Below are 20,488 nucleotides of genomic sequence, written 5' to 3'. Positions count from 1 at the left end.
GCTAACTCAGGGGGCCTTCGAGACAATCATGCGACGTAGTTCTTCAGAATGCGCAGGTCCGTCACGGAGTACGACATACCCAGCCGATAACCCTGGCCGACCCGCAGTGGAGCAATCAGGTGCATGTCCTCGCCGTCGACTTCAGGAATCTTCAGTTCAGCCGATCCGGTCCAGACATCCACGATCGCGAGATTGTCCGTTAGCGACATGGTGAGTTCGTCGACCGGTGGCTTGTTCCACTGTCCGGCCGCCAGTTGGGGAAAGTAGCGGCGCATCGTGGTCGGCCGGTTGAAAACGGTCGCCGGGTTAGGGACAGGTTCCGCGAGCTGGATCCGGGCGGTCGCCAGCCTTTCCCCGTGTGCGGCCACACTGGCGCCGAAGCGACTGCCTTTGGCAAGCGGCGCTGCGGCCAGGCTGGGCGCGGAGAAGCTGCGAGTCTGATAGACGCTGGCGAGTTTCTTCGGAAACCCCTGTGCCCATCCGCGGGCTATCGCGGCATCGTTATCCACGAAGATGTACGGGCAATAGTTGACCGGAGTGCCCTCGAAGACTGCCTCGACCAGAACGAATGCCTCGCGGTACTGATACCGGGCGGGGTCCGTCACTTCGTCGTTGGAACCCGTGAACTGCCAGTCCAGAAACCAGAAGAAGGCGCGCCCGTCTGATTTCTCGTCCACCGTGACGTCTGGCGGGAGGAGCGCCGCGATCGCTTTCTGGTCAGCCCAGAATTCGATGGCGAGACAGTCGCTGGAATAGTGCCACGGCGGCTGTGTCGCCAGTGCGGACTTTCCTTGCGGAGTAATGGGAACTGAAAACGCTGTAGGCATCTCTTGTCCTCCTTGATCAGGGCGACGGGAAGGCGCTACACATGGAGTCCTTACTTTCCTTGGGCGCGCGGTGTATCACCTGACGCGAACCTTTCGAGGACACCACGCGCGGCCAGGATGCGATCCGCCGTAGCGCGCGATCCGGCGTGCCGCGCGTGAGGTCATAGTGCCGTGCCTCACCTGCTAACGCTTTCGAAATCGCACGACCGGCTAGCGGATTAGCACGGTATGGACGGTTTTTTTGGATCAGCCGCTATCAAGTTGCGTTTTGCATTGCCGATAACAAGGGTGAGTAGGCGTTACGCGCGTATCACCGCGCGTAACCTCACGCTGGCCGCGGCAAGCGGGGCGATCCCAGCAGTTCTCGCCACTGCACGTCACGCAACAGTTGAGCACGTCGTCGGCCAATGGCACGACCCTGACCCTTGCAGGCAATCAGATCGCCATCCGTCTGGTCAACGGCGGCCTGCGCTCGGTAACCGGCCTGATCGGAAAGCGCAACCATGATGCGGTCAGCTTTGAGACGCCGACGGGCACCATCGCCGTACGCGGCACCAACTTCGGTGCGCTGTTCTGCCAGCACGATTGCGGCGGCGTACCGTCGCCAAACGGGAGCACGCCGCAGAATGGTCTGTATGTCGAAGTGACGCAGGGTGCGGTAGTGCTCAGCAATCCGGCCGGCCAACAGGCCTATCAAGCCGGCCAGTTCGGCTTTGTCGCCAACCTGAATAGCCCGCCGGTCCGTGATACCGCCGACGCAGGGCGTACCGGTAACGATGCAGCTGTCGATCGGTCAGAATGCGCCGGCGGCGCCGCGTTCCAGCGCGACGAGCCCAGTGGATTGCGTGGTGCGGTAAATGCCGCGAGTATCCTGGCTCAGTGGTTGGCCTGGCGTACTCGCCTGGGAGACGCTCCTCGGCGGATCAATCGGCCTGGCCGCCGCGATGCGGTCATTCAAGGGTGGCTGCCAGACTCACCGTCGAGTTGATGACCTGCAAACTAGCGACTACTGGCGAACTCAGCGTTGGGAAAGTTACTCGCGTCTAAAACTGAGCGTAGCCCTTCCTATTGGATTTCCTGGTACTAACGGATTCGGCATCCAGGCCGTACTGACGTCGAGCGTGTCTCCATCAAGCTTGTAGAATCGTTCCTGCTCGGTGCCGTTCCAGGCTTCATTCCAAGACGAGTCAATCTTTACGACGAACCTATCCCCATCTATCCGGTACCGGCCTGTATAGGCCATCACGGTACGGAAAAGCGCCAGCAGTTTCTCATCTGTAGTCCCTGGCTCCCGCGCCTGTGCGGTAACGAGTACCATCATTCGCCCATCAGCGTCGAAAATAAGGTACCCATTGGGGTCGGCGCCCCACGGTTGAGTGCGCTCCTTTGAATCCTGAAGCTCGGTATCAAAAGAAACTAACCGCCAGCAACCGTGGAGCCTGGTGTCGCGCTCAGACATATTCCCTCCTGGAGTAGTTCGCCTAAATGTACCCGCCTGTCGAAGGCAGGGTATGTTGCCATGCCAATTGCGAGAACACCGTCAAATTCGCGGGATGCGCCACGCACCGCAAATGGCCGACTTGCGAAGCTCGTTCCCTTTAAATCTGTGAGAGATGTGCGTCCACGATGGGTGCCAGATCGCGCGCATGAACATTTGCAAGATCGTGGCCGCCGCCTGCGACCACATGCAAGCGCGCATCCGGAAGCACGTCAAGAATTCGATGGCCCACAGCAACCGGACTGAAAGGGTCCGCATCACCCCAAAGCAGCAGGACAGGTTGAGAAATTCGCCCCAGTTCACTGGTCAAGTCCGATTCAAAAGAAACAAACCAATCCGGAATAGACCGGTTGGCCTCAAGGAATCCGTCGCGCCAGTCCCGCATGCCGAGTCCTTCCGTGTTGATCCCCCCAGATGTGACGGACAACACGAGATGGGTTACCAGATCAGGCTTTTCCAGGGCTGCGCAGATTGCCAGGACGCCCCCCATTGACTGAGCAATCAACGCGGTCGGCTGATCGATATGGGATACCACGAACCGAACGAGATCATTGAAGTTGTTGACGTCCGGCGTAGCGGGTTCGGCACCGAATCCCGGATATCCGATGATGACTTTGTCGGCGGGACTCACTAGCTGATTCGCTAATGGCGCCCAAAACCCGGTACTACCTGAGGCGCCCGGCAGGAAAAGAAGTTTCGATGGTGTCGGCAAGCGCTGTTTCTCCGTGTGCGGATCGGTAATGGACGAGGCAGATTGTCGCCGATCAGCGACCGCGCGCTGACTTGATCCCGCGAAGCATAAGATCGATTCCGGCGAGAAAGTCGACGCGGTCGTCGTGAACGCGCAACTGTGCGGCTACGCTGCGGGTGAACGGGTACTCATCCGGATCAAGCTCGGACCACACGGTCGACACCTCGTCTAAAAAGTTGGATCGATCAAGGCGTTGCTCCCGAGCGAAATGCGCGTTCGCCGCGTTCTGTCCGCCGACGCCAAGGATGTAGCTCAGCAACGCGGACACCGTTGCCCACTCTTCGTCGGCCGGCACACCAAGCGCGCGCAGTTGCTGGCCGATGCGTTCGAGAACGCGCACCATCGGCAACTGCCCGGGGGCACGTGTCAGCGCTGAGCCAACCCATGGATGTTCGTCGATTGCGTCGAACATGGCCAGCGCGAGCGCGCGAATGATCGCTTTCGGCGTCGAACCCTCCACGGGCGCGTTCATCGTGCGAGCGACGATGGCGTCGCACGCGGCGGTCAGCAGATCGCTCTTGCTGGCGATGTGCCAGTAAATAGCACCAGGACCGGTAGCGAGCCGCCCGGACAGGGCGCGGAACGTCAGACCCTTCTCTCCGCTGCTATCGAGAAGCTCGATCGATGCCTCAATGATTTGATCGGGAGAAAGCGATTCCTCCCGGCGTTGAGTGCTACGTGCTTTCTTTGCCATGCCCTGTCTTGACACTTATGGAATGTTGTTCCAATATTACTCTGGAATGACGTTCCATAAGGTGCTCGCAGTCAATCTGATGGCGACCTCCGATCATCAGGGAAACAGAATGAATACTTCAGTTGCGATCGTCGGTGCAGGGCTCGGTGGCTTGACGCTTGCCCGGGTACTTCACGTCCATGGCATCGCTGCGACGGTCTACGAAGCGGACGCCTCGGCAAACGCGCGAGCGCAGGGGGGCATGCTGGATATCCACGAAAACAACGGGCAGCTCGCGCTTAAGGCCGCGGGGCTCTTCGATCAATTCGTCGAGATCATCCATGCCGGCGGTCAGGCATCGCGGGTACTCGACAAGGACGGTAATGTCCTGTTTGAAGATCACGACGACGGCACCGGCGGTCGACCTGAGGTACCCCGGGGAGCGCTTCGCCGGATTCTGCTGGATTCACTGCCTGCCGGCACGGTTCGCTGGGGACACAAAGTCACGGAAGTGTCTGCGCTCGGCGGCGGACGGCACGTGCTGACCTTTGCTAACGGCGCAGCGGTGACGACCGACCTCCTCGTTGGGGCCGACGGTGCCTGGTCGAAAGTCCGTCCACTTCTTTCCGAGGCGAAGCCGGCGTATGTCGGCACGTCGTTCGTCGAAACCTACCTGTTTGACAGCGACACCCGTCACAAGGCGAGCGCGGAAGCGGTTGGCGGTGGCGCGCTGTTTGCACTCGCGCCGGGAAAAGGCATCGCCGCGCACCGTGAGCCCAATGGCGTGCTACACACATACGTGGAGTTGAACAAGCCACAGGACTGGATTGACAGCATTGACTTCTCCGACCCGGTGACTGCGCGGGCCCGTGTCGCCGAGGAATTCGAAGGCTGGGCTCCGGCGCTGACAGCGCTCATCACCGACAGTGAGACTGACCCTGTGCCTCGCCCGATTCATGCGCTCCCGGTCGAGCACCGATGGGCTCGCGTGCCGGGGGTGACCCTGCTCGGCGATGCGGCACACCTGATGATTCCGTCTGGCGAAGGGGCCAATCTCGCCATGTTCGACGGCGCCGAACTTGGGAAGGCCATCGCCGCCAACCCCGGTGACGTTGAGGCCGCGCTGACCGCGTATGAAAATGACCTGTTTCCCCGCAGCGCGTCTGAAGCTAAAGAGTCAGAAGTCATCCTTAACATTTGTCTCGGCCCCCAAACGCCTCAGAGCCTGGTTGACTTCTTCAGCAATCAGTAGCACGCGACGATCTTCCGAACCCCTGCGGGAGAAACCGCCAGCCCTTGCAGTCTCACCGCCGCCGCGTCCACATCGCCGCGCTCAAGCAGCGCCGCGACCGACAGCAATTCGCCGAGTACGCCGCCGCCGTCAAGGATGGCCAGGCGGATGGAATCAGAAACGGGTAGCTCCTCGACGAAGCTGCGCAGCTCCATGTGATACGCGACATGCAGGAGCGACAGCATGCCTGCCAGATGGGCCGCGGCTGCCAGCGCGCGCGATCCGTCCGGCATCGCGTCGATCGCCTCTTCCATGAAATGTGCGCGTCGTTGCGCAAGCAGCACAAGTGGATCGTCCTCGACGGGAAGCCCGTCCCGGTCAACGTAAAGCAGAAGTCCGCACCAATGCAGAAGTCTGCGACTACCGGCGATCGAGAGTGCCTGCATGAGCGATGAAATGCGCTCCGTTTTGCCGTTGTGGTGCTCGCTGGTGTTTGCAAGCCGTAACAGTTGGGCAACCAGCATTGGCGTCTCTCTTAGCGCGAGCGCAATACTCCCCAACGGGGCATCGCTGCCGACCAGATCGAACACGTGAAGAATCGCCTTGATTGGCGGCATCGCGCGCTTGCCTGAAAGAATCTGCGGTTTGGCGAAATAAAAGCCCTGCAGCAGATCACAACCCAGTTGCCGGGCAAGCTCCGCATCTTCTGCACGATCGATTTTCTCGGCGAGCACGACCTTTCCCGCACGTTTGAACTGACTGACCAGCCCCGGTAACTCCGCACCTTCCACGAACGGCCAGTCGATCTTGACGATGTCGACGGAAGGAAGAAACCACCGGATCTCGTCAGTCATGCTCCTGAAGTTGTCCAGCGCAATCTGGAAGCCCGCCCCTCGCAACTCGCTGCACCGTCGCGAAAGACTCGATGTCAGCTCGACAGACTCCGGAATCTCAAGAACGAAACGTGACGCCGGTAGCACATACGGGTAGTCCGAAAACAGAAAATCATGTGGGCACTTCAGGAAGCAGGCCTTGTTCGCGGCAAGTCGTTCGAGACCGATCGAGCCCACTGCGCGTTCTATCACCGCGGTCGTACACCGCAGTTCGTCCCCGATCCGCGCGCCCCAGGCGGGGCCGTCCCTGAAAAGAAGCTCGTAGGCGACCACGCGACCCGCCCGATCCATGACGGGTTGACGTGCCACAAACACGTCGGCATCGCCCGGTGCAACGGTCTCAGTTGACACGCTGTTCACGACTACCTCTGGTTGGAGGGCCTAACAACTGATGTCAGATGCCTTCGACGAGAACGGCGCGATAGCGCGCGCCCTTGAACCGGTGCTGCGCGACCTCCTGATACGCCGGGCTGTCGTACCACGCGCGCGCTTCCGCCGTCGACGGAAACTCAACGATCACGACGCCCTCTGGCCCGTCGCCCTCAAGGATCTGCTGAGGTCCATAGGCAGCGTGAACCTTGACGGGATGACCTTTAAAGGTCGCGCCCACCTTGCTTTGGTAGATGTCGAGTTCACCCTGATCCTGCGTGCTTTCCTTCGTGAAGACAATATAAGTCGCCATGACGTACGCTCCTGCGGTGGTGTGAAAGTGCACACGATGATGCCATGGAACCGCATTGGACCTCGGCACGCGGCGCCGGACCAGGTGTCGACCCAACTCAGCCGATTTTGTCGAAGGCGGCTTTGTACAGCGATCGCTTCGGCTCGGCAAACACGCGCTGCACCATCGGTTCGAAGAACTCGAGCGGCAGCGTTTCCGCATCCGGATCGAAGGCCGCCGCGTCATATTTCTCGCAGAAAAGCGCGGTACGTTTGAACAACTCCGGCACGTCGCGGTACTGATCGCGCAGATTGCGGTCCATGCCCATATGGTGGAAGAAGTAATAGCCCTGGAAGATCCCGTGATGCTTGACCATCCAGTGATTTTCCGCGCTGACGAATGGCTCCAGCAGCACCGCTGCAACGTCGGCATGGTTGTAACTGCCCAGCGTATCGCCAATGTCGTGCAGCAGCGCGCAGACCACGTATTCCTCGTCCTGGTTGTCGCGATGCGCCAGCGTGGCAGTTTGCAAGCTATGTGTCAGACGATCGACAGGAAAGCCGCCAAAGTCGCCATTCAGCAAGCGCAGGTGGTCCAGCAGGCGGCCAGGCAGTCCTTTGGCGAACGGGCCGACCTCACTACCGATGATTGCCCAGTCCTGCAGCGTACCCTCGCGCATATGGCGGAACGTGGCGCACTGTTCATTGTGTTCCATGGAACGACTCCTTCTCTCTGTGTGATTGGAGCTTCATTATTTGAGCGAGGGGGATATAAAATCCAATAACCGGGAAGTCCATATCCATAACTCCAGGGAATGGCATGATTGATGTCGACCTGACCTATTTCCTGACCATTGCGAGTACCGGTACGCTGGCACGCGCCGCTGAACAGCTGGGCATTTCTCAGCCGGCCGTGACCAAGGCCATCCAGCGGCTGGAGCGCAAGGTGGGGGTCACGCTGGTCGAGCGCACCGCACGCGGCTCGGTATTGACCGAGGCGGGCAAGATATTCCATACACGGGTATCGGGCGTGTCCATGCAGCTCGATAGTGCGGTGGAGGAAGCGCGCGATGTGGGTGGCGGACACGCGGGCCTGCTGCGCATCGGTGCGACGCCGGCCACCACGAGTTTCGCGCTGCGCTCGCTGTTCCCCACGCTGCTGGTGGAGCGGCCCGCCGCACGCGTCAATGTGACGACAGCGTTTAGCGACACGCTACTGGACGCCATCGACAAGCGTGAAGTGGAGCTGGCTGTCTGCCCGTTGCCCGAGACATTGGACGCATCCATGGTCAAGGAGATGCTGTATGACGATCACTACAGCTTGATGGTTAGCACCCGGCACCCGCTGGCCAAGCGCGAATTGGTCACGGTAGACGATCTGGTGGACTGCGAATGGGCCGCGTCCACTCGACAGGAATCTGCCCGTGTGCAAATTGAGCAAGCCTTTGCAAAACAGGGCTACCCTCGGCGTATGCGCGTTGTGGTCGAGGCCAATAGTTTGGCCGCATTGATTCTGATCGTATCCACTACGCAACTGGTCAGCTTTATCAACGCGCGCAGCATCGCCCCCGGCTCATTGCCGCCCGACATTGCTGTGCGCCCGATCCAGTTCGACGGTCTGCTGCGCCAGGTCGGACTGATACGAAGGGCCGGCTACCTGTCCCCGATCGCGCAACGCGCTCAGGAAATTTTGCGCAGCGCAGCCCGGGAGTTGTAAGCCAGGGCGCCTCGCACCTGCTCGTTCGACGCTACCGGGATATCGCCGATAATATCGGGCACAGGTTGTGCCGCGTGGATGATGTCGGTCATCGGGCTGCCGGGTTTTTCAGTGAACGGCGAGTTGCGCGGTATGAGCCAACCCGCAATCCTTTCATCGGGAAGGTTGCCGGGTGGGGTAACGTATTGGGACTCAATTTTTGGTCAGGTCAAAATGAGCTTTGAGGCGCTTATGTCTACGGACACAGACACAATCACGGACGAACTCGTCGCCGGAATCGCGGATCGCATGGTCGATGAAGGCCGGAAAGTGTCCCCAATGACCATTTGGCCGGAGATTCCTGGCGGTTCGATCGTTGCCATTGCGGCCGCTTTGCAACGCTGGCGCGACGCGCGGCAGCCTGTCACGCCCCACGTGCAGGTTCAGGCCCGGGTGCCGGAGCAGATTGTCGAAACCATGATGAGCACCGCGGATCGGCTCTGGATGGCCGCCCAAGGCGAAGCCGACAAGGCGGTCAGTCAGCACCTGAGTGCCCTGAACCAGCACCTCGATACCGCCCGCACGGAACGGGATGAGGCGCTTGCCGAGTATCAGAAGACGGTGGCGGAAGTCGAAACCGGGCGTGAGCGGCATCGTGTGCTGACGAATGCGCTGAGCACCGCCGAGGATACGGCCACGCGTCTCGCGGCGGAACTCGCGGCGGCGACGGGTCGCGCTGAGGCTGGCGAGGCTCGGGCGGAAGAACTGGCGCAGCGTGTGTCGGTGGAAGAGGCCGCGCTGGAGCACACGAAGGCCGAACTTGATGCGGAACGTCACGCGCGTGGCGAGTTGGCCGCTGCTGTTTCCAGCCAGAACGACGAAATAGCACGGATGAAGCAGGAGCTCGACGAGGCGCGGCAGGAGGTCACCGCGTTGGGCTACGACTGTCAGGCGAAATCGGCCGAAGCGGATAGAGCGTTGCAGGAGGCCAGCGAGGCTTCGTCGCGCGCGGAAGCTGCCACAGCGCAGGCGAACGAGAGCCACGCGCGGGTTGCCGCGTTGGAGGCTGAGCGGGATGAAGCGCGCTTTTCGCTGGAAGCCGAGCGCCAGACAAGCGCGGCGCGGAGCGAGGAAGCGTTGATTCAGTTCGACGAATTGCAGCGCGTTGGACGGGAACTGGAGGCGGCGCGGGAGCAGGTCAGCGCTATAACGGAGGCGAAAGCGGCGGTGAGCGCCGAGCTGGCTCAGGTTTCGCAGGACGCGTCTGTCACGAGCGCTGAACTGGCCCAGGTCTCGCAAGAGGCGGCTGCCGCGAAGGAGCGGGCTGAGGCCGCCGAACAGCGTGCGACGACGTTGGAGCAGCGTGTCGTGGAGGTCGAGCAGGCGAAGTTGGCCGAAGCGGAGCGATGGGCGCAGGAATCCAGCGCGGCTTCATCGCGCGCGGAAGCCGCCGCGGCACAGGCGAGCGAGAGTCTTGCTCGGGTTACTGCGCTGGAGGCTGAACTGGATGAGTCGCGCACTGCGCTGGCCGCAGAGCGCCAGACAAGTGCAGCGCGGAGCGAAGAAGCGTCGGTTCAGCTTAACGAACTGCAGCGTGTTGGTCGGGAGCTCGAAGAGACGCGCGTCGCGCTCGAAGCAGAGCGTCAGACAAGCGCAGCACGGAGCGAGGAAGCGTCGGTTCAGCTCAACGAATTGCAGCGCGTCGCGCGCGAGCTCGAGGAGACGCGTACCGCGCTCGAAGCTGAGCGTCAGGCGAGCGCGACACGGAGCGAGGAAGCGGCGGTTCAGCTTAACGAGCTGCAGCGTGTCGGTCGGGAACTTGAGGCGGCGAGGGAGCAGATCAATTCCATGAGTGCGGCGAACACAGCCGCGATCGCTGAACTGGCTGAGGTTTCGCAGAACGCGTCTGCCGTGAGCGCTGAACTTGCCCAGGTCTCGCAGGATGCGTCTGCCGCGAAGGAGCGGGCAGAGGCTGCCGAACAGCGTGAGACGACGTTGCAGCAACGCGTTGCAGAGGTCGAGCAGGCGAAGTCGGCCGAAGCGGAACGATGGGCGCAGGAATCCAGCGCGGCCTCATCGCGCGCAGAAGCTGCCACGGTACAGGCGAGTGAGAGCCTCGCGCGGATCGCTGCGATTGAGGCGGAACGCGATGAGGCTCGCACGGCGCTCGCTGCAGAGCGCCAGGCAAGCGCAGTGCGGAGCGAGGACGCGGCGGCCCAGCTCAACAAACTGAAGCGCGTCGCCCGGGAACTTGAGGAGGCGCGAGTCGCGCTCGAAGCAGAACGCCAGACAAGCGCTGAGCGGAGCGGGGAAGCGTCGGCTCAGCGCGACGAACTGCAAGGCGTCACCCAGGAACTCGAGGCGGCGCGGGAGCAGGTCAGCGCCATGACCAAGGCGAAAGCGGCCGCGAGCGCTGAACTGGCCCAGGTTGCGCAGGACGCGTCTGCCGCGAAGGAGCGGGCAGAGGCCGCGGAACAGCGTGCGGCGATGTTGACCCAGCGCGTCGCGGAAGTCGAGAAGGCTCGCGCGGAAGAAGCGCGACGCGCCCAGCAGCTTGCCATTCAGGCGGGCGAATCCGCGAAGGCCGAGGAAATCGCCGAGTTACAACGTCAGATAGCGGCGCAGACCAAAGCGCATGAGAAGGCCTTTACCGAGCTTCGCACGATTGCTGAACAGTGGGTGGAGCATGCCAAGGATCTGAAGGAACGGCTGGGCTCGGCGAACGAGAAGCTGTTGTTTATTGACTCACGCAGTACTGGTGAGGTGGCGCTTATTCGGAAGCTCTCGTCGGAACTTGAGCGGCTTAAGCCAGATAGTGAGTTGATATCCCGGGACACGCAGCAAAAGCTGATCAGCGCTTCGATGGCTGAACGGCTTGCCCAGAAGGGCTATCGGTATGACCCGACGACGGCGGTTATGTCGAAAGTGGAGCGTTGACTCTCTGCTGGCCATCGATACTACCGCCCAGACCACCGAAGCCCGCCGGATCTTTTGATCCGGCGTCTGCGCTGTCGTCGTGCAGGCAAGTCATACCACTTACCACTTATGCCGAAGTCCGATCACCGCTGAGACTTGCGACTTGGTGGTGGATGGGGAAAGCGAATAGATCTGCGCATACTGCGCGTCACCCGCCGCTCTCTGATAGATGCCGACGAGGAAGACATCGGTGCGCTTGCTGAGCAGGTAATCCACGCCGGTATTCACCTGATGCCACTTTGGACTATTGTCCTGCGGATGATATTGCCCGGTGGTGAAGATATACGCGGCGCCCAGAATGAGCTGCGGCGTCACGTAGTCGGTCAGCGAAACCTCAAAATTCTGAAGCGTCAGGCGCGACGTGTCGACATAGTCGAACCGCGCATTGGTATAAAGCAGCGATAGGCTCGCCGGGCCGAACGCGTAGGCGCCGCCCGCTCCATACATTCTCTGCTTGCTGACACCCGCATTGGTCGCCGGATTCGTGATGAACGGCGACGTGAATCCATAGTCGTTAACCACGGCGCCGTTCGTATTATTGACGTCATTCGGTGTATTGACCTGAAGGTACGCGAGGCCGGCTGATAGCGGCCCGTTCCGATATTGCACCCCGGCGCTATAGGCGTTGTTGTCGGAGAAGCCGCCTGCCTTGTTCGAGAAGCCGTAAAGCCCTTCAAACTGAAGACCTTTGTAGTCGATGCTCTTGTACTGGACCGCGTTGTTGATCCGGAACGTGTCGAACACATTGTCGCTGTCGCCAATGTGCGCACCGTACGCCGCGAACTGACAGGCCGACGAGAATGTGCACAGCGTTACTGCCTCGTCGTATTGACGGCCTAGCGTCACCGTCCCGAGCGTATCCGATGACAAACCGACAAACGCCTGCCGGCCGAACTCACGGCCGCCTTGCGACAGCGCGCCCGTCGCCACGCTGTAGCCGCCTTCCAGCGTGAAGATGGCCCTCAGCCCCCCACCCAGATCCTCGATGCCCTTTATCCCCCAGCGCGGCGTCTGCATCGGCCCGCTCGCGAATTGCCACGTCGCGTGACCTTGCTTGTCGGCCCCTTTCTGATTGTTCGCATAGACGATGCCGGTCGAGATCAGCCCGTACAGCGTCACGCTGCTTTGGGCGGATGCCGTCTGGCAGAACAAGGCCATTGAAGCGAGAACAAAGATGCGTCGATTCATGATTTCCTTTGAGTGCTTGTTTTGGGAAAGTGAAAGCCACTACTTGAATCTGAATTATTTTTAGGATGACGAAGCAAAGACATTGCGCCGCAGCGAAGGCTTTGTGTCTCCGATAACCGTCTCAGCTTTCCGGGGTGAGTGGACAGCTCGACAAGGCGTTCCCGCGCCTCGACGGTCTGTCACTACAACGGCCTTTCGATGATCGACCCGTACGGCGAGGCGAATCTGATGCGATTGCTGCCGATTCTTGCGGAACAAAATTCGCGACGGCTAGCACTGAATTTGACTACCAGTGATCGAATTTTTAGCGCGCCAAGGCCGAACTGGTGCACGAATCACGCACGCTTGTGGGGACATTGTCAGAAAACCTGCACAGGCGGGGTGCGCTAATTTCGGCATCACTCATCTTCAAAATTGATGCTTGCGGGGACACTTTTGGCTCTTAATAATCGTTTGGACCGGCAGCACTGAGCGTTAGACGACCGGCCCCTTGTATCCAGGAAGGACCAACGGAGGAGATGATGTCAGTAATCGAAAATGCCGGACGTCGGCGTTTGCTGCGGATGACACTCGCGGCGGGCGGCATGGCTGCAACGGGCGCGCTGCTTTCCGTGCGTGCCTTTGCGGGCGACAGGGCAACCGTCAACATGCAACTGGGCTGGATTCCGGGCGGCAATCAGGTCGGTGAAGTGACGGCGAAGCGGCTCGGCTATTACGATCAGGAAGGAATCGATTTTCACATCCAGCCGGGCGGCCCGAATATTGACGGCGTCGCGATTGTCGCCTCGGGCCGGTCTGACGCCGGTGAGATTTCGTCGAGCCCGTCGATCATGCTTGCGGTCTCGGAAGGCTTGCCGATCAAGTGCATTGCGACCGGTCTGCAGCAGCATCCTTACAGCTTCTTTTCGCTCAAGAAGAATCCCATACGCACACCGCACGACATGATCGGCAAGCGTATTGGTATCCAGTCCACGGGCATGGTGCTGCTCAAGGCGCTGCTCGCGAAGAACAAAATTCCGGAAAGCCAGGTCAACATCGTGCCGATCGGCGCGGACATGATGCCGCTTCTGAGTGGTCAGGTCGATGCAGTGACCGGTTGGCAAACCAACACCACGGCGCTCAAGCCGCTCGGCGCAGATCGTGTCGACCTGCGCCTGTGGGACACCGGCGTGCGCCTCTACGCGCTGCCGTACTACGCGAACACCGCCACACTCAAGGACCATCCCGATACCGTTGCGCGTTTCCTGCGCGCAACCGCGCGTGGCTGGCTCTATGCGAATGCGCATCGTGACCAGGCTGTCGACCTGCTCATCAAGGAATATCCGAATCTGAACCGCGCCGATGAGCGTGTCGCGATCGATTCGCTGATGGGCTACGCGTTCGATCAGACCACGCAGACCCAGGGCTGGGGCACGATGGACGCGAAGGTCTGGGAAGAGCAGATCGCGATGTACGGTCAACTGGGTCAGTTCCAGAAAGCTCAGCCAAAAGTCGATGACGTGATGACGATGGACGTTCTCAACGCTACCCGTTCCTCTCGCCTCAAGGTGTAATCCATGCATGCTGCCACTATGAATCCGCCGCGCGCGGAAGGGTCCGGCTCGTCTGTCGGCGCACTGCAAGACAGCAATCTGTCTATCAGTTGCCGCAATATCAACGTGCGTTTCTTCACCGACCGGCGCAGCGTCACCGCGATCGAAGGCTTGAGCCTTGACGTCGCAGCCGGTGAATTCCTCACGCTCCTCGGTCCCTCGGGCTGCGGGAAGTCGACGTTCCTGCGCGTCGTCGCGGACCTCATCAAACCGAGCCGCGGCGAGATCAGCGTGCTCGGCGCGGCGCCCCGTGTCGCGCGTGAGCATCGGGACATCGGCTTCGTGTTTCAGGACGCGGCGCTGCTGCCGTGGCGCACGGCAATCCAGAACGTGCAGTTGCCGCTTGAAGTCGCGGGCGGCAAGGCGCGTGCAGGCCGGGCGACACCGCGTGAACTGCTCGAACTCGTCGGCCTCAAGGGGCGCGAGGACGCCTACCCGCACGAGATGTCGGGCGGAATGCGCCAGCGTGTCGCGATTGCGCGTGCGCTCGTCAGCGACCCGAAAGTCCTGCTGATGGACGAGCCTTTTGGCGCGCTCGATGAAATCACCCGTGACCGTCTGAACGAAGAACTGCGCCGCGTCTGGAAAGAGATGGGCCTCACGACACTTTTCGTCACCCACAGCATTTACGAAGCGGCGTTTCTCGGCCAGCGCGTGCTGATGCTGGCCGCCAACCCTGGGCGGGTGAAAGAGATCGTCCCGGTTGGATTGCCGGAAGACCGGACGCTCGATATCCGCGAGACCCGTGAATTCGTCGAACTCGCAGCCTACCTGCGGCGCGTACTGGAGACCTGCTGATGACCACGTCCGAAATGCAATTGAACCTGTCGTCTCAAGCGACGGACCCTGAAGCGCAAGCATGGCTTGCGCAACGCCGCCAGCGCCTGTGGCGCGCGCGCCTCCTGCCGGTACTTGGCGTCGCGGGCTTGCTGTTCGCGTGGTGGGCGGTGGTGGCGGGCTTTCATGTGAAGCCGTTTATCGCGCCGTCGCCGCTGCTGGTTCTGGAGACGCTTTTCAACAAGAGCGATGTGCTGCTGCAGAACCTGGTGCCGACGGCGATTGAGGCAGTGGGCGGTTTCCTGCTTGGCAACCTGGCGGCGATTCTGATCGCCACGGTCTTCGTGCACAACAAGACGCTGCAGGACATCTTCTATCCGGTCGCGGTGATGATCAACTCGATTCCGGTGGTTGCGAAGGCGCCGATTCTCGTGCTCATCATGGGTAACGGTCTTGAGCCGAAGATCACGATCGCGGCGATTGTCTGCTTCTTCCCGACGCTCGTGAACATGGTCCGCGGGCTACAGGCGGTGAACCCGCAGGCGATGGAACTGATGCAGATCCTGTCGGCCAGCAAGCGCGAAATCTTCTTCAAGCTGCGTCTCTACGCTTCGCTGCCTTATCTCTTCTCCGCATTGCGCATTGCCGCGTCGATGTCGGTGATTGGCGCGGTGGTCGGCGAATGGATCGGCGCCACGCAAGGGATCGGCGCAATGATCATTCAGGCCACCTACAGCTTCGATTCGGCCTTGCTGTACACGGCAATCATCATGAGCGCGGTGCTGTCCGGCATGTTCTTCCTGGTGATCGCGATTATCGAGCGCCTGGTGGTGAGATGGCAGCCCGAAAGCACGCATTGAACCGAACACGAAACACCCGAATTCTCACAGGAGACAAGTGAACATGATCAGCGATTTGATTCAGGAAAGCGTGCGCGATGTGCGCGTTGCGGCGAAGGCAAACGTGGTGGTGGTGGGCGGCGGTCCCGCAGGCCTGTCGGCAGCGATCGGGGCGGCGCGCAACGGCGCTGAGGTGATTCTGCTGGAGCGTTACAACCACCTGGGCGGCCTTGCATCCGGCGGCATGGTGCTGGTACTCGACGACATGTGGGACAACCACCTGCAGGAAATTTCGGTGCGCGGTGTCTGCCTGACCTTCATTGAACGGATGGCGGCGCGCAAACTGGCAATGTTCCCGCGCTCGGACGAGTGGGGCGAGGATCCCGCTGCGTATCGCAAGTGGGGGCGTTGGGGCACCTTCGACTTTCACAGCCAGAAGACACCTCACCCGGTATGTTTCGCCGCAGCGTTCGATCCGGATGCGATGAAGCGCGTCGCGCTGGAGATGGTGGAATCGCTCGGCATCAAGTTGCGTCTGCATTCATGGTTCTCGCGCACGCTGGTCGAAGACGGTCAGGTAAAGGGCGTGATCTGCGAGACGAAGAGCGGCCGTGAAGCGATCCTCGCCGACGTGGTGATCGACGCGACGGGAGACCTGGATGTGGCGGCATCGGCGGGTGTGCCGCATGCCGGCGGCACCTATATCACCACGACGGTATTTCGACTCGGCGGCGTGGATACGGAGGCGGCCGAGCGTTTCGAAGCCGAAGAACCCGAGGCGTTTGCGGCACTGGATCGTCAGATCAAGCGCATTCTCGGTGGCTCATGGGGCTACTGGTGGCTGAAGACACCGTTGCCCGGCGTGGTGTGGTGCAACTGCCCGCACATGGCCGGTCTCGACGGTCTCAAGCCCGAAGACCTGACACGTGCGGAAGTACAGGGCCGCAAGCACATTCACGCGGTGGTCGATTTTGTGCGCGAGAAGCTGCCTGGTTTCGAACAGTGTTACGTGATCGATGTCGCGCCGCAAACCGGCGTGCGCCAGACGCGTCTGCTCGAAGGCGAGTATGTGATGACGAAGGATGACCTCGCGCAGCGTACCCGTTTCGACGACAGCATCGCGCGTGGCCGTGACTACTACATGCCGTATCGCGTGTTGCTGCCGAAGCAGATCGACAACCTGCTGGTCGCCGGCCGCCACTATTCGGCGACCTCGCAGGCGCAGAAGATGTCGCGTGAAATTCCGCCTTGCATGGCAATGGGCGAAGCTGCCGGTGTGGCTGCCGCGCTCGCGCTCGATGCGGGCGTGCGAGTGCGCAACGTCGATGTGCACGCGCTGCAGAAGACCTTGCGAGCGCAAGGCGCCGATCCGGGCGACCAGACCGGCCGCAACGCCGACGTCCCATCGCTTGCCGCACACATCCAGAAGCAGGAGGCCGCATGAGCGTCGCCGACAACGTTGCAAAGACATCTGACCTGCCGCTGGCTGGCGTGCGCGTCGTCGATCTCACGCAGGTCATGATGGGCCCGGTCTGCACGCAGATGCTCGCCGATTACGGCGCCGACGTGATCAAGGTCGAGCGAAAGGGCGCGGGCGACTTGAGCCGCTCGACGTTCGAGCCGGTGGCCGGCGCGGACAATCCGATTTTCTGCAGTCTGAATCGCAACAAGCGCAGCGTCGCACTCGACCTGCGCGACGCGCAGCAACTGGCTGATCTGAAGGCGCTGATCGCGGACGCGGATGTGGTCGTCAGCAATTTTCGCGCGGGCGTGATGGACCGTATGGGCGTCGGCTATGAAGATTGCCGCCGCTTGAATCCGCGGATCATCTACGCGGTGGGCACGGGCTTCGGCGAAACCGGACCCTATGCGCACAAGGGTGGCCAGGACGTGCTCGCCCAGGCGATGAGCGGTGTGATGGCGCGCCGCGCCGATGAGTCGCTGCCGATTTCCGTGTACCCGACGGCGCTCGCCGACTATTCGGCTGGCATGCACATGGTGCAGGGCATCCTGCTCGCGTTGCTGCATCGTGAACGCACGGGGGAAGGGCAGAAGGTCAACGTGTCGCTGTACAACTCGATGCTCGCGATGCAGATGCAGGAAGCCGCCATGATCATGATGGCCGACTCGGAAGTGAACTGGGCCGCGATGCCGCTCTCGGGTGTCTTCGATACCCAGGATGGTGCGCTGGTACTGGTGGGTGCGTTCAAGGCGAATCCGCTGCGCGACATCTGTACCGCGCTGCAGATCGAAGACCTCTCGCTTGACGCGCGCTTTTGCAATCTCAACCAGCAGTTCGTTCACAAGACGGAACTGCAGCGCATTTTCCGGGAGCGCTTTGCGAGCAACACCCGCGATTTCTGGCTCGCCCGGCTCGAGGAGCAGGACCTGCTGTGTGCGCCGGTGCGTGATCTGCGTGAAGCGCTGGTCGATCCTCAGACGCTGCATAACCAGCTGATTCTGGAAGGCGAGGGCGAAGGCCAGCCGGTGCGTTTCATCGGCAGCCCGATCGAGCTTTCGCTCGCGCCGGTGGGCTTGCGGCGTGGGCCGCCGCGCCTCGGCCAGCATACCGACGAGGTCTTGCAACAATTGCGCGGCAAGGTTGCCACGGAGGCTGTATGAGCGTACGTCTTGTCATCGACCAGCACGTTGCCACGGTGACGCTGGCGCGGCCAGAAGCGCTCAACGCCGTGGACCTGGCCACCGAAGCGGAACTGCAACGCGTGTGGACCGAGCTCGAGCATAACCGCGACGTGCGGGTCGTGGTCCTGACCGGCGAGGGCGAGCGCGCGTTCTGCGTCGGCGCGGACCTGAAGAATCCGTCGGTGAGCGGCGTTGACTACTGGGCGGCGCCGCGCCCAGGCGGCTTTGGCGGCATTGCGCTGCGCGAGACGCTGAACGTGCCGGTGATCGCGCGGGTCAATGGCTATGCGCTGGGTGGCGGCTTCGAAATGGTGCTGGGGTGCGATCTGGTGGTCGCCTGTGACGAGGCGAGCTTCGGGCTGCCGGAGGCGCTCGTCGGGCGCATGCCGCTCGACGGCGGCATGACTCTGCTGCAACGCCAGATCCCGTACCGTCAGGCGATGGCGATGCTGATGACCGGCCGCCGCGTCTCGGCGCGCGAAGCACTCGACATGGGCCTCGTCAACGAAGTCGTGCCGCGTGGCGAACTGGATGCCGCTGTCGAGCGCTGGGTCAAGGCGCTGCTCGCGTGCGCTCCGCTGTCGCTGCAGGCGATCAAGCAGGTGGTCAAACGGACCTCCACACTCTCGCCGGCGGACGCTCAGGCGCTGCGCTTGCCCGCATTGGTCGCCGCGTTGCAATCCGAGGACGCGAATGAAGGTGTGCGCGCGTTTCAGGAAAAGCGCAAACCCGTCTGGAGTGGACGCTGATGGCCTACGTCATCACGTCTCCCTGCATCGACGTCAAGGATGGGGCGTGCGTGCAATGCTGCCCGGTCGACTGTATCTACGAAGGCGGGCGCACGCTCTACATCCACCCCGAGGAATGCATCAACTGCGGGGTGTGTGTATCGGTGTGCCCGACCGAAGCGATCTTTCACGACGAAGAACTCCCGCAATCGGAGGCTATCTTCGCCGCCGTGAACCGTGATTTTTTCGGGCCGGATGCGAGTGCGCTCGGTTCCCCGGGTGGCGCATGCGACGTGGGCAAGGTAGCCTGCGATCATCCCGTGGTCGCAGCATGGACGGTGCGGCCGATGAACTGAGAAAACACGATGCATGCGAATGTACTGAAGTATTTTGTCGAAGTGGCTCGGTGCAGTTCGATCCGCAAGGCCGCGCAGAACCTCTATGTCGCGTCGAGCGCGGTCAACCGGCAGATCCTCAAGCTCGAAGCGGAGATGGGGACCGAACTGTTTGACCGGCTGCCGAACGGCATCCGCCTGAACGCGGCCGGTGAGCGCATGCTGCAACACATTCGCGCGACGCTGAACGACTTCCACCTGATGCGCAGCGAGCTTGACGACCTCAAGGGCGAGCGCAAGGGGCACGTCTCGGTGGTGGCCATGGATTCGCTTTTCGTCGACTTTCTGCCGGCGACTGTCGAGGAGTTCTCGGATGCGTATCCGGCTGTCACGTATTCGATCGCCGCGGTGCCGCCGCACGACGTACCGACGCGACTCGTGAGTGGCGAGTATGACGTCGGCATTACGTACATTACGAAGCTGCCCGCCGGGCTCGATGTCGTGACCGAGGTCTCGCTGCCGCCGGGCGTGGTCATGGCATCGTCGCATCCGCTTGCGAAGACGGAGCGCATCAGCTTCGACGAATGCCGCAATCACGCGTTTCTGCGGCTCGAAGGACGATCGCCGATCCAGGGCGTCGTCGCGACCGATTTTCCCGAGTACTGGGAATCGCTGCAGCCGAGTGTGATCTGTAACTCGACGACGCTGCTCAAGCGGCTGATTGCGTCAGGACGCGGTATTTCATTTTTTTCCAAACTGGCTTTCCTCGACGAACTGGCGCGCGGCGACGTGGTATGGAGACCGCTTGACGACGTGAACGTCAACGCACTCACCGTCGGCATCATCACGCCCAACCAGCGTGCGCTGCCTCACGTGACGCTGGAGTTCGTCGAACGTATCGTGCGGCGCCTGCGGCACGTCGAATTGGCGTTGCGTGACGCCTGATCTTCAACTAACAGGAACACAAGATGGTTTCATCAGGCTATACCGATACCCGACTTCTGATTAACGGCGAGTGGTGCGACGCCGCCAGCGGCAAAACCCTCGACGTCATCAATCCCGCCACCGGCAAGGCCATCGGCAAGGTGGCTCACGCTGGCATTGCCGATCTGGACCGGGCGCTGGCCGCCGCGCAGCGCGGTTTCGAAGCCTGGCGCAAGATTCCGGCCAACGAGCGCGCC

General features: G+C 61.6%; 21 protein-coding genes. 13 read left to right on the top strand and 8 right to left on the bottom strand.

What is annotated here, in order from left to right; translation table 11 throughout:
- Window positions 1-26 precede the first annotated feature (26 nt).
- The gene (locus tag PQQ96_RS38235; RefSeq protein WP_408302046.1) at window positions 27-827 is read right to left on the bottom strand and encodes an acetoacetate decarboxylase family protein; all 801 of its coding nucleotides are present in this window, start codon (window positions 825-827) and stop codon (window positions 27-29) included.
- 388 nt (window positions 828-1,215) lie between these two features.
- On the opposite strand from PQQ96_RS38235, the gene PQQ96_RS38230 reads away from it, so the two are divergent.
- Window positions 1,216-1,815, top strand: coding sequence for a FecR family protein (locus PQQ96_RS38230; RefSeq protein ID WP_408302044.1), 600 nt, complete (start codon window positions 1,216-1,218; stop codon window positions 1,813-1,815).
- A gap of 45 nt (window positions 1,816-1,860) precedes the next feature.
- Here PQQ96_RS38230 and PQQ96_RS38225 read toward each other — a convergent pair whose 3' ends face one another.
- From PQQ96_RS38225 to PQQ96_RS38215, 3 genes are all read right to left on the bottom strand, one after another.
- On the bottom strand, window positions 1,861-2,286 hold the full coding sequence (locus PQQ96_RS38225; protein WP_408302042.1) for a lipocalin-like domain-containing protein: 426 nt from the start codon (window positions 2,284-2,286) through the stop codon (window positions 1,861-1,863).
- 139 nt (window positions 2,287-2,425) lie between these two features.
- Window positions 2,426-3,037 carry an alpha/beta fold hydrolase gene (locus PQQ96_RS38220; RefSeq protein WP_408302040.1) on the bottom strand — a complete coding sequence of 204 codons (612 nt, stop codon included), beginning with the start codon at window positions 3,035-3,037 and terminating at the stop codon, window positions 2,426-2,428.
- A 52-nt stretch (window positions 3,038-3,089) separates the two neighbouring features.
- The gene (locus PQQ96_RS38215; RefSeq protein WP_408302038.1) at window positions 3,090-3,770 is read right to left on the bottom strand and encodes a TetR/AcrR family transcriptional regulator; all 681 of its coding nucleotides are present in this window, start codon (window positions 3,768-3,770) and stop codon (window positions 3,090-3,092) included.
- Window positions 3,771-3,792: 22 nt separating this feature from the next.
- Here PQQ96_RS38215 and PQQ96_RS38210 point away from each other — a divergent pair, with 22 nt between their 5' ends.
- Window positions 3,793-5,001 (top strand): FAD-dependent oxidoreductase, encoded by a 1,209-nt coding sequence (locus PQQ96_RS38210; protein WP_408302036.1) that lies wholly within the window; start codon window positions 3,793-3,795, stop codon window positions 4,999-5,001.
- Here PQQ96_RS38210 and PQQ96_RS38205 read toward each other — a convergent pair.
- The 3 genes from PQQ96_RS38205 to PQQ96_RS38195 all read right to left on the bottom strand — a co-directional run bounded on the left by PQQ96_RS38205 (window position 4,995) and on the right by PQQ96_RS38195 (window position 7,249).
- Window positions 4,995-6,233, bottom strand: coding sequence for an EAL and HDOD domain-containing protein (locus PQQ96_RS38205; protein ID WP_408302034.1), 1,239 nt, complete (start codon window positions 6,231-6,233; stop codon window positions 4,995-4,997). The genes PQQ96_RS38210 and PQQ96_RS38205 overlap by 7 nt on opposite strands.
- 34 nt (window positions 6,234-6,267) lie before the next feature.
- Window positions 6,268-6,555: a DUF1330 domain-containing protein gene (locus tag PQQ96_RS38200; RefSeq protein WP_408302032.1), complete on the bottom strand. Its 288-nt coding sequence runs from the start codon at window positions 6,553-6,555 to the stop codon at window positions 6,268-6,270.
- A gap of 97 nt (window positions 6,556-6,652) precedes the next feature.
- A complete protein-coding gene (locus PQQ96_RS38195) occupies window positions 6,653-7,249 on the bottom strand; it encodes an HD domain-containing protein (protein ID WP_408302030.1) in 597 nt (198 codons plus the stop codon).
- A 104-nt stretch (window positions 7,250-7,353) separates the two neighbouring features.
- Between PQQ96_RS38195 and PQQ96_RS38190 the strand changes: the two genes are divergently transcribed.
- Both PQQ96_RS38190 and PQQ96_RS38185 read left to right on the top strand, forming a co-directional pair.
- Complete coding sequence (locus PQQ96_RS38190) at window positions 7,354-8,250, top strand: LysR family transcriptional regulator (protein WP_408302028.1); 897 nt, start codon at window positions 7,354-7,356, stop codon at window positions 8,248-8,250.
- A 231-nt stretch (window positions 8,251-8,481) separates the two neighbouring features.
- Entirely contained in the window at window positions 8,482-11,166 is a 2,685-nt protein-coding gene (locus tag PQQ96_RS38185) for a DNA-binding protein (RefSeq protein WP_408302026.1), read from the top strand.
- A 99-nt stretch (window positions 11,167-11,265) separates the two neighbouring features.
- Here PQQ96_RS38185 and PQQ96_RS38180 read toward each other — a convergent pair whose 3' ends face one another.
- Window positions 11,266-12,393 (bottom strand): porin, encoded by a 1,128-nt coding sequence (locus PQQ96_RS38180; protein WP_408302024.1) that lies wholly within the window; start codon window positions 12,391-12,393, stop codon window positions 11,266-11,268.
- Between the two features lie 521 nt (window positions 12,394-12,914).
- Here PQQ96_RS38180 and PQQ96_RS38175 point away from each other — a divergent pair.
- The 9 genes from PQQ96_RS38175 to PQQ96_RS38135 form a co-directional block, all read left to right on the top strand.
- Window positions 12,915-13,946, top strand: coding sequence for an ABC transporter substrate-binding protein (locus PQQ96_RS38175; protein ID WP_408302022.1), 1,032 nt, complete (start codon window positions 12,915-12,917; stop codon window positions 13,944-13,946).
- A 3-nt stretch (window positions 13,947-13,949) separates the two neighbouring features.
- Complete coding sequence (locus tag PQQ96_RS38170; RefSeq protein ID WP_408302020.1) at window positions 13,950-14,783, top strand: ABC transporter ATP-binding protein; 834 nt, start codon at window positions 13,950-13,952, stop codon at window positions 14,781-14,783.
- The gene (locus PQQ96_RS38165; RefSeq protein WP_408302017.1) at window positions 14,783-15,622 is read left to right on the top strand and encodes an ABC transporter permease; all 840 of its coding nucleotides are present in this window, start codon (window positions 14,783-14,785) and stop codon (window positions 15,620-15,622) included. The genes PQQ96_RS38170 and PQQ96_RS38165 overlap by 1 nt, the downstream gene beginning before the upstream one ends.
- 37 nt (window positions 15,623-15,659) lie before the next feature.
- A complete protein-coding gene (locus tag PQQ96_RS38160; RefSeq protein ID WP_408302015.1) occupies window positions 15,660-17,045 on the top strand; it encodes an FAD-dependent oxidoreductase in 1,386 nt (461 codons plus the stop codon).
- A complete protein-coding gene (locus PQQ96_RS38155; protein WP_408302013.1) occupies window positions 17,042-18,223 on the top strand; it encodes a CaiB/BaiF CoA transferase family protein in 1,182 nt (393 codons plus the stop codon). Before PQQ96_RS38160 ends, PQQ96_RS38155 begins: the two co-directional genes overlap by 4 nt.
- The gene (locus PQQ96_RS38150; protein WP_408302011.1) at window positions 18,220-18,993 is read left to right on the top strand and encodes an enoyl-CoA hydratase-related protein; all 774 of its coding nucleotides are present in this window, start codon (window positions 18,220-18,222) and stop codon (window positions 18,991-18,993) included. The genes PQQ96_RS38155 and PQQ96_RS38150 overlap by 4 nt, the downstream gene beginning before the upstream one ends.
- Entirely contained in the window at window positions 18,993-19,328 is a 336-nt protein-coding gene (gene fdxA, locus PQQ96_RS38145; RefSeq protein ID WP_408302009.1) for a ferredoxin, read from the top strand. The genes PQQ96_RS38150 and fdxA overlap by 1 nt, the downstream gene beginning before the upstream one ends.
- Before the next feature lie 9 nt (window positions 19,329-19,337).
- Window positions 19,338-20,252: a LysR family transcriptional regulator gene (locus PQQ96_RS38140; protein WP_408302007.1), complete on the top strand. Its 915-nt coding sequence runs from the start codon at window positions 19,338-19,340 to the stop codon at window positions 20,250-20,252.
- 23 nt (window positions 20,253-20,275) lie between these two features.
- On the top strand, window positions 20,276-20,488 hold a 213-nt coding region (locus PQQ96_RS38135; RefSeq protein ID WP_408302005.1), incomplete at its 3' end, for an aldehyde dehydrogenase family protein.

This window comes from Paraburkholderia sediminicola (genome assembly GCF_046027825.1).
Taxonomy (GTDB): Bacteria; Pseudomonadota; Gammaproteobacteria; order Burkholderiales; family Burkholderiaceae; genus Paraburkholderia; species Paraburkholderia sediminicola_D.
This window is presented reverse-complemented; position numbering and strand designations above follow the sequence as displayed.

Excerpts from the sequence above, each read along its gene's own strand:
- PQQ96_RS38195 (WP_408302030.1), bottom strand. The coding sequence starts at position 7,249 with ATGGAACACAATGAACAGTGCGCCACGTTCCGCCATATGCGCGAGGGT.
- PQQ96_RS38170 (WP_408302020.1), top strand. The coding sequence starts at position 13,950 with ATGCATGCTGCCACTATGAATCCGCCGCGCGCGGAAGGGTCCGGCTCG.
- fdxA (WP_408302009.1), top strand. The coding sequence starts at position 18,993 with ATGGCCTACGTCATCACGTCTCCCTGCATCGACGTCAAGGATGGGGCG.
- PQQ96_RS38210 (WP_408302036.1), top strand. The coding sequence starts at position 3,793 with ATGTTGTTCCAATATTACTCTGGAATGACGTTCCATAAGGTGCTCGCA.
- PQQ96_RS38185 (WP_408302026.1), top strand. The coding sequence starts at position 8,482 with ATGTCTACGGACACAGACACAATCACGGACGAACTCGTCGCCGGAATC.
- PQQ96_RS38155 (WP_408302013.1), top strand. The coding sequence starts at position 17,042 with ATGAGCGTCGCCGACAACGTTGCAAAGACATCTGACCTGCCGCTGGCT.
- PQQ96_RS38225 (WP_408302042.1), bottom strand. The coding sequence starts at position 2,286 with ATGTCTGAGCGCGACACCAGGCTCCACGGTTGCTGGCGGTTAGTTTCT.
- PQQ96_RS38180 (WP_408302024.1), bottom strand. The coding sequence starts at position 12,393 with ATGAATCGACGCATCTTTGTTCTCGCTTCAATGGCCTTGTTCTGCCAG.
- PQQ96_RS38215 (WP_408302038.1), bottom strand. The coding sequence starts at position 3,770 with ATGGCAAAGAAAGCACGTAGCACTCAACGCCGGGAGGAATCGCTTTCT.
- PQQ96_RS38235 (WP_408302046.1), bottom strand. The coding sequence starts at position 827 with ATGCCTACAGCGTTTTCAGTTCCCATTACTCCGCAAGGAAAGTCCGCA.
- PQQ96_RS38150 (WP_408302011.1), top strand. The coding sequence starts at position 18,220 with ATGAGCGTACGTCTTGTCATCGACCAGCACGTTGCCACGGTGACGCTG.
- PQQ96_RS38190 (WP_408302028.1), top strand. The coding sequence starts at position 7,354 with ATGATTGATGTCGACCTGACCTATTTCCTGACCATTGCGAGTACCGGT.
- PQQ96_RS38165 (WP_408302017.1), top strand. The coding sequence starts at position 14,783 with ATGACCACGTCCGAAATGCAATTGAACCTGTCGTCTCAAGCGACGGAC.
- PQQ96_RS38200 (WP_408302032.1), bottom strand. The coding sequence starts at position 6,555 with ATGGCGACTTATATTGTCTTCACGAAGGAAAGCACGCAGGATCAGGGT.
- PQQ96_RS38140 (WP_408302007.1), top strand. The coding sequence starts at position 19,338 with ATGCATGCGAATGTACTGAAGTATTTTGTCGAAGTGGCTCGGTGCAGT.
- PQQ96_RS38175 (WP_408302022.1), top strand. The coding sequence starts at position 12,915 with ATGTCAGTAATCGAAAATGCCGGACGTCGGCGTTTGCTGCGGATGACA.